Source organism: Pseudonocardia sp. C8 (assembly GCF_014267175.1).
Taxonomy (GTDB): domain Bacteria; phylum Actinomycetota; class Actinomycetes; order Mycobacteriales; family Pseudonocardiaceae; genus Pseudonocardia.
In genome coordinates this window covers 1,496,995-1,510,548 of record NZ_JACMTR010000002.1, presented here as the reverse complement: position 1 = coordinate 1,510,548, position 13,554 = coordinate 1,496,995, and the positions used below count along the sequence as shown (strand labels likewise).

Below are 13,554 nucleotides of genomic sequence, written 5' to 3'. Positions count from 1 at the left end.
GGGGCACCAACTGCCAGACTCGACCCAGTGACCAGGGGCGCACGCTCGCGACGGCCAGTGTTCGGCCGCGGCCCTCACCGGCCGCCGGTGGCTTCGCGGCGCGCCCGGTGGAGCCGCTGGGTCAGGATGCCCAGGCGGGCGTAGACCCGATCTATGGGCTCGTCACCTCGCCCATCCCAGGGGAACAGCAGGGCGGTATACCAATTCGCCTCCGCCGGTCGCGCGGAGCGGCACCGGGCCGATGATCGCCCAACCGATCCCGCCCGATGGCCTGCGCTACCCACGTACCGGAGACACGTAGCCGGACCTCAGTTCCCTTCGGCCTCGAGTCCGTGCTCGACGAGCAACAGAGCCTCGACCTCGGTCGGCTGCCTGGTGCGGTCGGCGAGCTCTTCGCGGGCCAGCCGTTCGACCAGCTCCGGCAGCGCACCCGCCGGCACACCGGCCAGGTAGCCGCGGCATGTCCGAACGACCTCGGCAACGCTCGCCCGCTCCAGCGACGCCGCGAACTCGACCCACAACCGCTCGACAACCCCGGCCAGCACCCCGCGCTCCGCCCCCGCGGGCCCCGCATCGCCGATCAGGACGGGCTGACATATCCGAGTCAACGTCATCGCCCCAGCCTCCGACCCCGATACATCCGGGAAACCCGACCAGCTGTCGACGGGGTCGCCTGGAACTGCAGCGATCCTCTCAACACCGCGGCAGTATACGTGATCCAGATCACTCAGCCATGCGCCGAGCTCGGACGCGGCAGGGCGGCCGGATCAGCCGGGCGCCAGCCGCCGGAGTCTCCGACCCCGGGACGTCGGCATGTCGAGCCCCGTTACGGGCCTGGTTTGGTCCCTGCGGGGGTCTTCGGGCGGGGGTTGACCGGGACGCGGTGACCACCTCCACCCGAGTCGTCACCCGGACCGTCGTCGGGCACAGCCCAGATCAGGACCCGGGCGCCGCGGCGTAGCCGGCGACCGGGTGACGGGCGCTGGGCGGTGACCGTCACGACGCTGGGGCCAGCAGGAGCGGGATGTTGGAGTACCGCCAGCAGGCCGGCATCAAGGGCCGCGTCGTGCGCGGCCGCGGTCCTGAGCCCGACCAGCGTCGGCACCTCGGCTACCCGCGCGCCCTTGCCCATGATGTGCCTCCTCCTCTCCCGAAGGGTGGCGATGGTGACCACGGTCCCGCCGCACCTGCACGCCCCGCAAGCAGTGCACAGGGGTCGGGTCCGGATGGCGTCGCGTCGTGGTCGGCTCCCCGGTGCTCGAGAGCCGATCGGGCCGATCGTCGCCGCCCGGGGCAGCCCGGGCGCCGTTTCGTGGCGGCGACCGGGCGTGCTAGTGGCGTGCTCAGGTGGTGCGGGCGGGGTGCCGCCGGCCGAGGAGCACTCCGAGCGCGATCATGGCGATGGCCAAGGCCAGGTGCAGCCAGTTGTCGGCGGTGTTGACCGGGACGAAGTTGGCGGCGCTGTCGTGGTCGATGACCAACCCGTAGATCCAGAGCACCGCGTAGATGACACCGCCGTAGATCAGGAAGTTGCGGGCGCCGGCGATGCTGCGGGCGAGCACCAGTCCGGCGACGCCGAAGGCTGCATGCACCAGGTTGTGCAGGATCGACACCGCGAACACGCCCAGCAGCAGCGCCCCGGATCCGTGGCCGGCGAACGAGAGCTGCTCGTAGTTGGCCGTCACGCCGGGGATGAACCCGAGGATGCCGACCAGCAGGAACACCGCGCCGACAACGGCGGCGGCGAGCTGGACGGGGTGACGGCCGACGCGGACGCGCGCGCCAGGAGATTGCGACATGAGAGGACCTCTCCCTCGATCTGATACTGGAAACTGCTGATAGTCATTACCGATTGCTGTCACTGGATCGCGGCCTGTGCCGCCACGAAACGTGGCGCTGGCGATTTCTTGGTGGCCGAGATCCGGATTTCTGGAGTTCCCACCCCACTACGGGGAGGACCGAGGCCCCGGGCAAGGTCGGCCCGCTGAAATGGGGCCACCCTGCTCGGGTTCATGCAGAGCTGCGGTCAGCGGATCATTCTGCTGAGGAAAGCTGGTCAGCTGGCGGGCATGAGGACCTTGTCGATGACGAACACGGTGGCGTTGTCGGTCGGGATGTTGCCGCACAGGATGTTGGCGGTGTTGCCCTTGCCGTCGGTGACCGTGGGGGCCTCGGCGGTGCCGCCGATGGTGACCTGCCCGCCGGCCAGTTCGGTCACCGTCTTGGCCCCGACGAGGCCGGCGGCGTCGTAGCGCTGCGGGACGACGTGGTAGGACAGCAGCCCGCCGAGCTGTTTCTGGTTGCCCAGCAGCTCGGTGAACGCCTGGTCACCCATCGCCTTCTTGACCTCGTCGAACGCGCCGTTGTAGGGGGCGAACACGGTGATCGCCTGCTGGGAGTTGAGGGTGTCGGCCAGCCCGTCGACCTTCCCGACGGCGGTGACGAGGGTGGTGAGCAGCGGGTTGGTGCTCGCCGCGCTGGCCACCGGCTGCGGGCCCATGTTGTTCAGCGACCCGGGCGCATCACCCTGCGGGAGCTGCGAGCAGGCCGGGCCGAACACGTCGGCGTTGGTGGTCACCCCGTCCCCGGCGGCGGCCGGCGGGGGGTTCATCGGCGCGGCGGGTGCCGGGGGCGCGGGCGGTGGCGCGTTGTCTACCTGTTGATCCGCGCCGCCGCAGGCGGAAAGGGTCACGGTCAGTGCGGCCAGGGCGCCGAGAGCGGCGACTCGTTTGCTGTTGCGCACGGAAACTCCTCAACAAAGGATCCCGGGCGTTCCGGGCTCGAAAAGCGTTCGTCGGCGACGGGGCGGGCGGTTCACCGAATCAGGTAACGGTTCAGCCACGGAATCCTGGGGTGAACCATCCGACGCCCCCCCCGGCATGGATGGAGGCAAGCCGACGTGTCGCGGCGAACGCGGTGCACATATCCCGGGCTTCGTGGCCGAGTGATCGGTCGAGCGGGCGCCGGCCAGCACGACCGCGTCCGCGAACCTCAACAACGCGGTCGTTGCAACGCGGGCCCGCCTCAGGCGGTGCTGGCTGGAGTGACCATCACAGCCGTCTAGCCCGAGTTCGTGGCGTTGTCGCTGAGCCCGGCATCGCTGGCACGCCCCGGAGTGAGGCCGGGTCGGATCCGCTGGAGGTGAGAGTCCGGGTCGTGGGCTCCCCTTTGTGCAGCGCTGCGTACAGCCCGCCCGAGCGCGCCCGCGGCCGCGCAGGCGACCTGGTCGGCCGCCGGTATCGAGCACGCCGACCTGCGCGCTGGCATCCCCGAGTTGGCGAGGGCCGCAACTCGTACGTGCTCTGCGTCGCCGCCGGGTCGGTGACGGGTTCGTGTCGGTGCAGGGCCAAGCTGGGTCAGGAGGTGGTGAAGATGGTCGCCGGCCAGCCGGAGGCGCCGTCGGGGATCGGGTCGGCGCGTCGTGCGGTCTGGGTGACACCGGTGCCGTCGGTGGCCCGGGTCTGGACGGTGTGGCTGCCGGGGGCGAGGTCGAACGCGGTGCGCCACATCCGCCAGGTGTGCCCGCTGACCTCGGTCGCCAGCTCGGCGGCCTGCCACGGTCCGCCGTCCATGCGCACCTCGACGGTGTCGATGCCGGTGGGCTGGGACCAGGCGATCCCGGCCACGACCACGCGCCCGGCGGGGACCGTTTCGAACCCGCGCGGGCGGTCGATGCGGGACTGGGTCTTGATCGGCGCCTGCTGCGCCCACCCGCGCTCGAGCCAGTAGCCGGTCTTGGCCGCGAAGGTGGTGGCCTCCATGTCGACGATCCACTTGGTCGCCGAGACGTAGCCGTAGAGGCCGGGCACGACCATGCGCACCGGGAACCCGTGCTCGGGGGGCAGCGCTTCGCCGTTCATGCCGATCGCCAGCAGCGCGCCACGGCCGGGTTCGAGCAGCACCTCGGTGGGGGTGCCGGTGTACCAGCCGTCGATGCTGGTGGAGTAGATCTGGTCGGCGCCGGGCCGGACCCCGGCCTCGAGCAGCAGCTCACGCAGCTCGACCCCGACGAAGTTCGCCGTCGAGATCAGCTGCCCGCCGACCGGGTTGGACACACACGTCATGGTGATGGTGCGTTCCACCAGCGGCCGGGCGAGCAGGTCGTCGAACGTCAGCGTGAACGGGTTGTCGACCATGCCGTGGATCGGCATCGACCAGTCCTGCGCGCGCTGGGCGGGGACCCGCAGCGCGACGTCGATCCGGTAGAACTGCGAGTTCGGGGTGAGGAAACTGGGAGTGCCGAGCTCCGGGAACGCCGCCCCGGCCGGGATCGCCGGTGCCCGCGCGGTCACCGGCCGCAGCCGGGCCAGCTGGTCGGTGACCCGTTGCCGGGCCTCCGCCACACCGGCGAGCACGAGCCCGCCCAGGCCGGCGCCCAGCGCGGCCACGGCGACCGCGGCCGAGCACCCGATCAGCAACGCGCGCCGCGACGAACCGACACCCGCCTCCGCCTCGGCGCGACCGCCGGCACCAGCATCCGTGACCGTGGGGTGAGCGCGCCTCGCGAGGGCATGCAACCCGGCGAAGGTCACCAGTCCCACCATCAGCGCCACGATGGGGGCGAGGAGATCCCGTGCGGTGAAGACCGGGGCGACCACCACCGCGGCGAGCCCGAGCATCCCGAGTACCGCGACCACCCCCAGGCCCGGGCCGGGCCGGCGGCGGGAGACCAGGCCGGCCACCGCGGCCACCGCGGTGATCACCACCGCCATCCCGGCCAGCAGGACCGGCTTGTCCGCCACCCCGAAGGTGGCCTTGGCGAACTCGGTGAGGAACTGCGGGGAGAATCGGATCACCACGTCGCCGACCGCCAGGAACGGCGAGGACGCGGGTGACACCACCCCGGCGGTCAGATGCCCGAACCCCAACGCCGCGGCCACGGCCAGGACCCCACCTGCGGCCGCGGGCAGGCGCGGGAGCCACGAGGGACCATCGGTCGAGGACGGGTCAGCCGTGGGTGCGCTCATGGACGGTGTTCGAAGCCCATGCCCCTTTGGTTCGATCTCTGGCACTGGAGACCGCGACTTTCGGCGTCCCGCCGCCCGCGGGCCCGGCGTCGACCGCGCGGACGGACACCCGCGCTCGACCTGTCCCGGCTCGTCGGACGGCTCGGCCGCCCTGGTGACCGAGGCGGCACGGGGCTGGGCGGGCGATGGCCCTGGGTCTGGCCCACGGCGGCGTGGGGCGGGGCCCGACCTAGCGGTCCTCGGCGGCCTCCTGCAGGTTCAGCCAGAATCGGTCCGAGGTTCCGAGCGCCGCGGACAGGCGGTTTGCATCGCCGGCGGTGATGACGTGTGTCCCATCGATGATGTGGCGGACGCGCGACGGACTCATCCCGGCCCGCTCAGCCAGTAGCTCAGGAGTGAGCCCCATAGGGGTCAGGAACTCCAGGTCCAGGATCTCGCCCGGCGTCACGGCGTCACTCTGCTTCATCTCGTTGCCCGCCCTCTCCTCTGTTCGCCGCTTGAGTCCCGCCACCGGCACACGTTCGCCGCTGCGGCCGTACTCGGCGAGCGCCTCCAGCACCCGGGGTGACGCTCGACGACCTCGGCGAGGATGCGCTCGAACTCCTCGCGGTCGTTCTCAGACGAACATGCTGCCTGACCAGCACGGAGACCGCGACCGTTCGGTGACGCAGCGTGACCCCTGGGCCCTGATTCACACGGTTCCCGGAGCGCGTGCCGGACGCCTCGCCGGGGCGATGTTCCGAACCCGGCGGCGAGACCACCGACCGCACCGAGCCGCTCCGCTACACGCCGGGTCGTGTGGGCGACAAGGTGGGCGTCGCGATGGCGCACTCGAGTCTCAGGTCTGCGTCTGGCCACTGGCCACCACCGTCGTGGGCGAGGCGGGTGCGACGCGGCCGGGCTCGAGCGAGATCGCATACCCGAGGAACGGCCGCCCCGGCTCGCCCGGGTCGAGCTGCTGCACGCCCGGGCCGGCCGCGTCGGAGCCGATGTCGAAGGTCCCGATCGGCTGCGGCGCGGCGTCCGGGCTGACTCCCCACAGCACGTAGATGCTGGTGTCGCGATCGTTCGCCGCAAGCCCTGCGGTCACCACCAGCCGCCCGGACGCGTCGGCCACCACCGCACCGACCGGCCGGCCCTCGCTGGTGCTCAGCGTGGTGTGACTCGTGCCCGGGCGATCCAACCGGGTGAGCACCTCGGCCAAGGCCTGGGTGCGCGCGATCTGCGCGTCGCGCTGCTGCTGCAGCTGCACCGTGTACGCCGCAAGCCCACCCACACCGGCCACGACCAGCACCGCCACCAGCGCGAGCGTGGCGACAACGAGCCGGCGACCACCCGGTCGGCTCGTGCCGCGCGCGGGGCCCGCCGGCCCGCGCTGACCCCGCGTATCGCGCGCGCCGGGCCGCCGTCGGCCACGACCATCGGTCCGAGTCCCCGCGCCAGCCCCAACGCCGGCGGTTCGGGGCGGGTAGGGATCTGGCCGACGACGTCGCTCACCGGCGAGGTCGGAGCGTTCGGTTTCCTCCGCTGCGGCGTTACCCACGCCGATCTGCGGGGTCCGGGCCGCCTCGGCGAGGATGCTTTCCCGCAGCCGCGGCGGCGGATCGACCTGCTCCACGCCCTCACCCAGCGCGCCCGCCACGAGCTCGGCCTCGGCGACCGCGGCGCGACACGATCGACACCCCGACACGTGCTCCCGCAGCACCCTCTCCTCGTCCGGCTCCAGGGCGTGCAACGCCAACGCCACGGCGTCCTCGCTGCGTCGGCACCGCTCCTCGCCGCTCACCACGACCCCCGCACATCATCATCTGACATCGCGTCGTCGGCCCGGTCATCGAGCGACGACCCGAGCAGGTCCCGCAGCCGGTGCAGACCGCTGAAGACCCGCGACTTCACGGTCCCCACCGCCACCCCGGTCATCGCCGCCACCTGCCGCTGGGTGTAGCCGCCGTAATACATCAACGCCAACGCCTGACGCTGCGGCCCGGACAGCCGGGCCAGCGCATCCCGCACCTGACCCGCCGCGACAGCGTCGAGCGCAGCCAGATCCGCGCCCGGACCCGCCGACGACCCGAGCGCCGGGTCGCCTTCGGTCCGCTCCTCGCGGCGCCGGGCCGCGCTCTGTCGGCGCACCACATCCACCGCCTTGTGATGCACCAGGGTCAGCAGCCACGCCCCGAAATCGCCACGCGCCGCATCGAACCGGCCAGGATCGCGCCACACCGTCACGAACGCCTCCTGCACCACATCCTCAGCCAGCCCCTCATCGGCGCACACCCGCCGCGCCAGCGAGTACGCCCGCACCCCCCACCGGTCATACAACGCCGCCAGCGCCGACGCCGAACCTCCAGCCACGCCCTCGACCAACTCCGCATCGGCCGGCTCACCGGGCCCATCCGACGTCCGGGCCGCAGTGGACCTTCCGGGGGGCGCTCCCCGGCGGTCGCGCCCACCCGGGGCGTCGGCACCCACCACCACGAGGCTCCTCACACACAGTCTTCGCCGCGAGGCGGCATCCGGTTCACACCAGCGTCCCGCACCACTCGACCACCCGCGCGGCAGCCATCGGCACCGTACAGCCCCGACGACACTCACGATCGACCATGGAGATCATCGCGATCGGCCTCAACTACCACGATCACGCCGTCAAGACGGTGCGTTCACTACCCTCGACGGGGGGCGAACACCTCAAGATCGTCTACGCGCTACGCGCCATGCTTCGCGGTCATGCAGACCGATGTGGCAGCCCAAGCTCCGGACACGCCGGTCGGCTCCTCCGTCCCCGACGACGCCGCAGAGCAACCTACGTTCTCGCTGGTCAAACCGTGGAAACAGGGAATCGAACCCCGCCTTGCAAAGGAACGGGTTCACCGACGCCCCTGTTCGGGCCCAGGGCGCCGGGTCATTCTGCTTCGCTAGTTGCGCATCACGCAATGGGCATGGCGTGACGCAACGACTATGCGCGTCGTCACACGGGCTCGTCAACGCCGAATTTGACGATCCTCCGGCGGGTTCCGGCCCGTGTTCGTGCTGGCCGCGGCGGGACGGGGTAACCAGGACCCGGGTGGTTCGTTGCAGGTGCTACGGGAACGGCGGCACGCCGTCCGTGCACTTCCAACCGACGGCAAGGGCGCTCAGGTGAAGGTTCAGCAGCATCGCGACCACCGCCGACAGCGGCAGGCTGGGGCTGGCCCCGTACCCGACGGCGTCGTGCACGGACAGCGTCCCGGTGAACGGCTCGGGACGGTGGGTGCCTGCCCGGGGAGTCGGAGCTCGTGGAGACGCCCGATCGTCAGCACGCCGCGGTGGGGTCCGCGGCGATGAACCGGCGCCCGACACCGAGCCCCCGCCCCTACCGGGCCCCACCACGGCGTGCTGAGGCAGGGCCGCGTCAATAACCAGCCCGATCCACCGGATTTGGCCCCTACGGAGATCAAGAACAGACAGTCGCCCCCCGTCTCAAACACTCGCTGGAGTCGGTTCCACATCGGCCGTGCTGCGAAGCCCGTGACCATCCGTCCGACACCACGCGAACACCCACGGCACCGAACGGTTCACCTCTCTCGCCTACCGCCGCGTGCAGCCATCGACGGTGGCCACGGCGACGTAGATCACCGGCGACGGGCAGCCCATCTCGAGGCATCGGGCAGGCGCCGGTTATCGTCGATCGTCGGTGTGTGCTGTCATTCTTCTGTTATGGCGGTGACCGCTGAGCAGGTCGCGCAGATCCCATTGGGAAATCTGCGAGTGCCGCGCGCCGAGTTCGCCAGGATGTGGGAGGCAGCGGAGGCGCGCAACCGCGAGCAGGGCGAACGTGGGCTGTTGGACTGGTACGCCGCGGGGGTCGTCAAGACGTGTCGGTGGCTGGCCGGTGCCACACACCGCGCGTCGTGGGGCCAGTCCCAGCCTGCTGCGGCACCGGTGACGCGAACGCGTGCCACGGCGTACGAGGAGTTGATCGAGGCGGAGTTTCAGGCCGCGGAGCTGCTTGGGCAGCGGCAGCCCGGTCTGGTGGTGGAGCGTCCGGGCTGGGTCGAAGGGATTCGGGCGACGCTGTGGTGGGCCTGGCGGGGCGAGGGGCCGGCGCCGCTGGTGCCGTTCGACCAGCGCCCGGCGGCCACCTGATCGCGTCCGTCACCGCCCGCCCGGACCGCTGTACTCGTCGACCGGCGCGTCCTCGCCCGTTCTGTCGTCCGCGCGGCCGGCGGCTTGGTCGTCGGTGTGCCAGCGGGCGAGTTCGCCGGCGCGGTCGAGGTCGTCGGCGGAGTCGCGGTAGCGGATCTCGTCGAGGACCCGGCCGGCGTGGTCGAGGTGGTCGGTCGTCTCGACCGCGTCGGGGACGCGCACGATGTCCTCACGGCCGGGGCGCGGTTCGCGTTCGACGTGCTCGCGTAGGTCCTCCCACCCTGTGTCCGCGGTCGGATCCGGCAACGCCAGTGCGTCGTCGGGAACCTTGTCCTCGTGGTCGGTGACGTCGTCCTCGGTGATCTCGCGGTGCTGCTCGTCGGCGGCGATTGACGCGTTGTGCGCGGCTTTCCATTCGGCTGCGGTGACGCGTTGGTCGGGGTCGTCGTCGGCGTCGCGGGCGGAGAGTTCGGCCTTGGACAGTTCGGCCTGGATGCGGGTTTGGGCGGTGTGGGCGAGCCAGCTGGCGCGGGCGTCGTCGATCTGTTGGAGCTGCTCGGCGCGGGCGTTGAGCACCGCGGCGAGCGCGGCGGCCTGGCCGGCTTCGGCCGTGATGCGGTTCCGTTCGGTGGGGTCGGTGGTGGTGGCGGCTTCGGCGCGGCGCAGGGCGGCGGTGTGTTGCTGGGCGGCGGCGGCTTGGCGGGTGCCGGCGAGTTCGTTGGCGGCATAGCGCGGGGCGGCGGCGAGTTCGCGTTCGTAGGCGCGGACGCGCATCCGGAGCTGTCCGTTGGACAGTTCCAGGTGTTCGCGGTTGATTTCCGGGCGCCCGAGCGCCCGCCAGGCGGCGCGGTAGGCGGCGAACTCCTCGACCTGGCCCGGCTTCGGCGCCGTGCCGAGGGCGTCGTCGGGGTCGTCGTGGCCGCGCAGCTCGCGGTAGGCGGCCACCCGGCCGACGGCCGCACACCAGTCGTCGCGCTCGACAGCATCGTGCGGGCAGTCACCCAGTGTGGCCGTGGCCCACGCAGGGGTGTCGGCCGCGGCCTGCCGGCCCAACACGGCAACCCGTTCGTCGGCGGCGCGGGCCAGCGCGCCCAGGTAGTCGTTCCACTCGGAGTTGTCGGTGCGCGGCACCCACTCGGCCCAGGTCTCCCCCACGGGGTCGAAGCGATGGGCGTCCCAGATCCGGGAGTAGAGCACGTTGGTCAGGTTCCGCGCCCCGGTCAACGGACCCCGGCCGACCGCCTCCGACAGCACATCCTGCGGGTTCAGGCCTGCCAACTCGGCCCGCCGTAGTACTCGGGTCAGCGAGGCGGCGCCGTCCTCGGCCGCGATCCGGGCCCGCTGGTCACTGGTGAGGGCGCCGTCGGCGACGAGCCGGTCGAGGTGATCGTGGGTGCGTTCGGTCGCAGCGAGCTGGGCGGCGTCGGCGAACAGCTCCGCGGCCGTGCGGACGCTGACAGCCGCGTGCGCGGATTCGGTCGCGACCGCCACGGCGGACCGGGGCAGCACCAGCTCGGAGGTGTCGAGGATCGAGGCCAGGACGGCGACCGGGTCGCGGTGAAGCTCGTGCCGTTGCGGGCTGCCGTCGGCGGGGTCGTCGGGGGCGGTGCGGGTGGTGACGTGCGCGGTGTTCGCGGTGCGGCCGCGGGACATGCCGACATACAACGCGGCCGGCCCGGTGGTCGGGGTGATCACCGAGTGGGTGGTGTCCACGGTGGTGCCCTGGGCGGCGTGCACTGTGGTGGCGTAGCCCAGGGCGAGGTCTTCGGTGACGTAGGAGGCGGGCAGCACCAGCCGCACCCCACCGTCGGGGGTGTGGCCGGTGGGGTCGGTGCTGACCTCGAGGCCGCCGTCGCCGCGCACGGCAGTGATCCGGAGGGTTTCGCGGTTGATCGGCCCCCGCCGGTTGCCCTCGATCCCGGCCAGGTGCCAGGCGTTGCGGCGGGCCTGCACCAGATCCCCGACCCCGGCCACGACACCTTGCCGACCCAGCCACACCCCGTCCTCGCTGACCCGGCCGAGGCGGACCAGTTCGGCGCGCAGCTGCGCGGACAGGCTCGCCGCCGCGGCGTTGGTGTCAACCAGCAGCAGCGACCGGCAGCCGTCGAGGGTGTCGGCCAACCACGCCCGCGCCGCGGAGGCTTCAGCGTGCTCGCGGGTGCCGGCATCGAGGATCCGGCCGTGCTGGTGGTAGATGCGCAGCACGGTCTCGTCGCCGGCGCGGAGCCGCAGGCTCGCCTCCCGCTCCCACCCCTGGGTGAACCGGCGGGCGTCGGTGAGCTCGTAGCGCGAGCCCGCGGTGGCGAGCAGGTCCATCGCCCCTCCCGCGCCGACCGCGGCCAGTTGGCGGTGATCACCGACCAACAGCAGCTTGGCGCCGGCCGCCTCGGCGTGAGCGTGGATCGCGGCGAGCGCGGCGGTGTCGGTCATCGCGGACTCGTCGACCACCAGCAGGTCCCCGGCGCGTAGCCGCCACCCCTCGTCGTGCGCCATCGCCGCCCGCCCGGCGGCGCCCGCGCGGAGGCGGTCCTGGGTGGCCAGCCACGCCGCGACGTTGCGGGCGTTCAGGCCCTCGCTGGCTAGGACCTCGGTGGCCATCTGGCTGGTCGCCACCCCGAACACCCGCCCCGCCGCCCGCGGGCCGGCGACCGGATCGCTGCCGTCGCCGCGCAGGGTGGGGTCGGTCCAGGCGCGGGCCAGGGCACCCACGACGAACGACTTCCCGGTCCCGGCCGGGCCGACCAGGGTCTCGACCCGGGCACCGGAGGTCAGGATCCCGCGCACGGCAGCGGCCTGGTCAACCCCCAGCTCGACGCCTTCCTCGCGCAGCTGGGTCAGGAACCGCTCCGCTGACTGTCGGGTGAGGGCGGTGCCGTCGCGGGGCGTGGTGGCGGCGAGCAGGAACCGTTCGGTGTGGACCTGCTCCGGTGTCGCATACCGCGCTCCGCCGGGCGCCTGGTAGGCGGACTGGCCGTTGGCCAGACGCAAATCCTCGGGCAGCAGGTCGGTGCCGGGCTTAGCGGTGTCCATCGCGACGGCGTGCTCGAGCGCGGCGTCGGTGAGCTGATCCAACAACGCGGCCACCTCATCGCCTCTGGAGATTCCGAGGTAGTCCGGCAGGGCGGCGTTGACCGCCCGGGTCAGGTCCGCCCGGGTCCAGGCCGACTTGCGCTGGCGGACGTCTTCGAGGGCGAGTTCGATCACCGCCTGCGGGTGGAACGCCATCGGCTCCACTCGCTCGCGGCGGGCGGCGAGGACGGTGTCGGCGATCCCGGCCAGGCCGCCGTCGATGTCGGCGCGCAACCGGGCATCGACCCGCGCCAACAGGGCGTCGCGGGACTCTCCGTCGTGGGACTTCGCCGTCCGTGTGACCAGGGTGGCCTGCTGGGTCAACCGTTCGTGCTCGTAGCCGTTCGGTGCCCGCCCGTAGCGGGCTTCGAACGCCGCCACCAACTCGGCAGCTTTCGCGGTCACCGCATGCCGACGCGTACTGATCAGTGACATGGCTTCGGGGGAGATGCCGACGACCTCGCGGGCCTTGCCGTCCGGGCGGGTTGCCAGCAGCACTCCGAGCGTGTCGGTCAACCGCTCCTCGCAGGTGCGCTCCCCCACCGCGGCCGCGCCCGGCCGCCACCGATGCACCGCCCGCGAGTCCAGGGTCCGCCAGACACCGTCCGGGCACTCCACCCGGTTCAAGATCGTGTTGTGGACGTGCAGCTGCGGGTCCCGATCCCGCGAATCATGCTGGAAAAACGACCCGACCACCCAGCCGTGTGCGTCCACCCACCGCCCGGCCGCGCCGCCGTGGTGCCCCACCCGCGAATAGCCCGCCTTGTCCTGCAAATAGGCCAGGGCGGCGTTGTTGCCCGCCCAGATCGCATCCTCGACCGCGGTGCGGAACTCGCCCCACGCGGCCGCGGCCTGTTCGTCGCCGGCGTTGCGGGCGGTGACCTCGCGGGCCTCGAACGCGGTGTGCAGCAGCGTCACCGACTTCTGCACACTGAACGTCGCATCCAGAAACGCCACATTGTGCCGGGCCGCCTTCCCCGCCTCCGTCCGGAGTTCGGCGCGGCGTTCAGCCGCCGCGTCCGGTTCCCGTTCCAGCGCCGCCGCGTACAACTCGTCCTCGGACACATACCGGCGGCCCGCATGTCCCAACGTCGGCACCTCGTCCCACCGGGACGGATCCCTGAACCCCTCGGCGCGCGGATCCAGAAAGCGTTCGTAGAGCGCCTGCATGTCCTGGGCGTCCACCAGCCCGGTCAGGCCGAGCTGCTCGGCTCCGGCACCCCACCAGCGGCCGGGCGGCTCCCCGTCGGCGACCGCGCCGGTGTAGTAGTTCTCCCGCCCGGCCGCGACCTCCTGGAGCAGATAGTCCGGGCTGTAGCCATTGACCACCTTCAACACCCCGACCACCCCGAAACGATCGTGAGCCGAGCTCTCCGAAGATCAACAACGTGGA

Annotated in this window: 9 protein-coding genes; 1 reads left to right on the top strand and 8 read right to left on the bottom strand. The window is 72.0% G+C overall.

Going from position 1 to position 13,554, the window contains the following annotated elements:
• Positions 1-308: 308 nt before the first annotated feature.
• From H7X46_RS07680 to H7X46_RS07650, 7 genes are all read right to left on the bottom strand, one after another.
• Positions 309-545, bottom strand: a complete 237-nt coding sequence (locus H7X46_RS07680) for a hypothetical protein (RefSeq protein WP_222131226.1) — start codon at positions 543-545, stop codon at positions 309-311.
• 798 nt (positions 546-1,343) lie between these two features.
• On the bottom strand, positions 1,344-1,799 hold the full coding sequence (locus H7X46_RS07675; RefSeq protein WP_186358741.1) for a DUF4383 domain-containing protein: 456 nt from the start codon (positions 1,797-1,799) through the stop codon (positions 1,344-1,346).
• 257 nt (positions 1,800-2,056) lie between these two features.
• Entirely contained in the window at positions 2,057-2,743 is a 687-nt protein-coding gene (locus H7X46_RS07670; protein WP_186358740.1) for a fasciclin domain-containing protein, read from the bottom strand.
• A 613-nt stretch (positions 2,744-3,356) separates the two neighbouring features.
• A complete protein-coding gene (locus H7X46_RS07665) occupies positions 3,357-4,967 on the bottom strand; it encodes a molybdopterin-dependent oxidoreductase (protein WP_186358739.1) in 1,611 nt (536 codons plus the stop codon).
• 229 nt (positions 4,968-5,196) lie between these two features.
• Positions 5,197-5,526, bottom strand: a complete 330-nt coding sequence (locus tag H7X46_RS07660; RefSeq protein ID WP_186358738.1) for a HigA family addiction module antitoxin — start codon at positions 5,524-5,526, stop codon at positions 5,197-5,199.
• 279 nt (positions 5,527-5,805) lie between these two features.
• Positions 5,806-6,753, bottom strand: coding sequence for an anti-sigma factor (locus tag H7X46_RS07655; protein ID WP_186358737.1), 948 nt, complete (start codon positions 6,751-6,753; stop codon positions 5,806-5,808).
• Complete coding sequence (locus tag H7X46_RS07650; RefSeq protein ID WP_304633389.1) at positions 6,750-7,334, bottom strand: sigma-70 family RNA polymerase sigma factor; 585 nt, start codon at positions 7,332-7,334, stop codon at positions 6,750-6,752. The genes H7X46_RS07655 and H7X46_RS07650 overlap by 4 nt, the downstream gene beginning before the upstream one ends.
• 1,335 nt (positions 7,335-8,669) lie before the next feature.
• Here H7X46_RS07650 and H7X46_RS07645 point away from each other — a divergent pair.
• Complete coding sequence (locus H7X46_RS07645; RefSeq protein WP_186358736.1) at positions 8,670-9,092, top strand: hypothetical protein; 423 nt, start codon at positions 8,670-8,672, stop codon at positions 9,090-9,092.
• 9 nt (positions 9,093-9,101) lie between these two features.
• Here H7X46_RS07645 and mobF read toward each other — a convergent pair whose 3' ends face one another.
• Positions 9,102-13,508, bottom strand: a complete 4,407-nt coding sequence (gene mobF, locus H7X46_RS07640) for a MobF family relaxase (protein WP_186358735.1) — start codon at positions 13,506-13,508, stop codon at positions 9,102-9,104.
• Between the last annotated feature and the right edge of the window lie 46 nt (positions 13,509-13,554).

Coding starts and splice junctions, on each gene's coding strand:
- H7X46_RS07675 (WP_186358741.1), bottom strand. CDS start 1,799: ATGTCGCAATCTCCTGGCGCGCGCGTCCGCGTCGGCCGTCACCCCGTC.
- H7X46_RS07665 (WP_186358739.1), bottom strand. CDS start 4,967: ATGAGCGCACCCACGGCTGACCCGTCCTCGACCGATGGTCCCTCGTGG.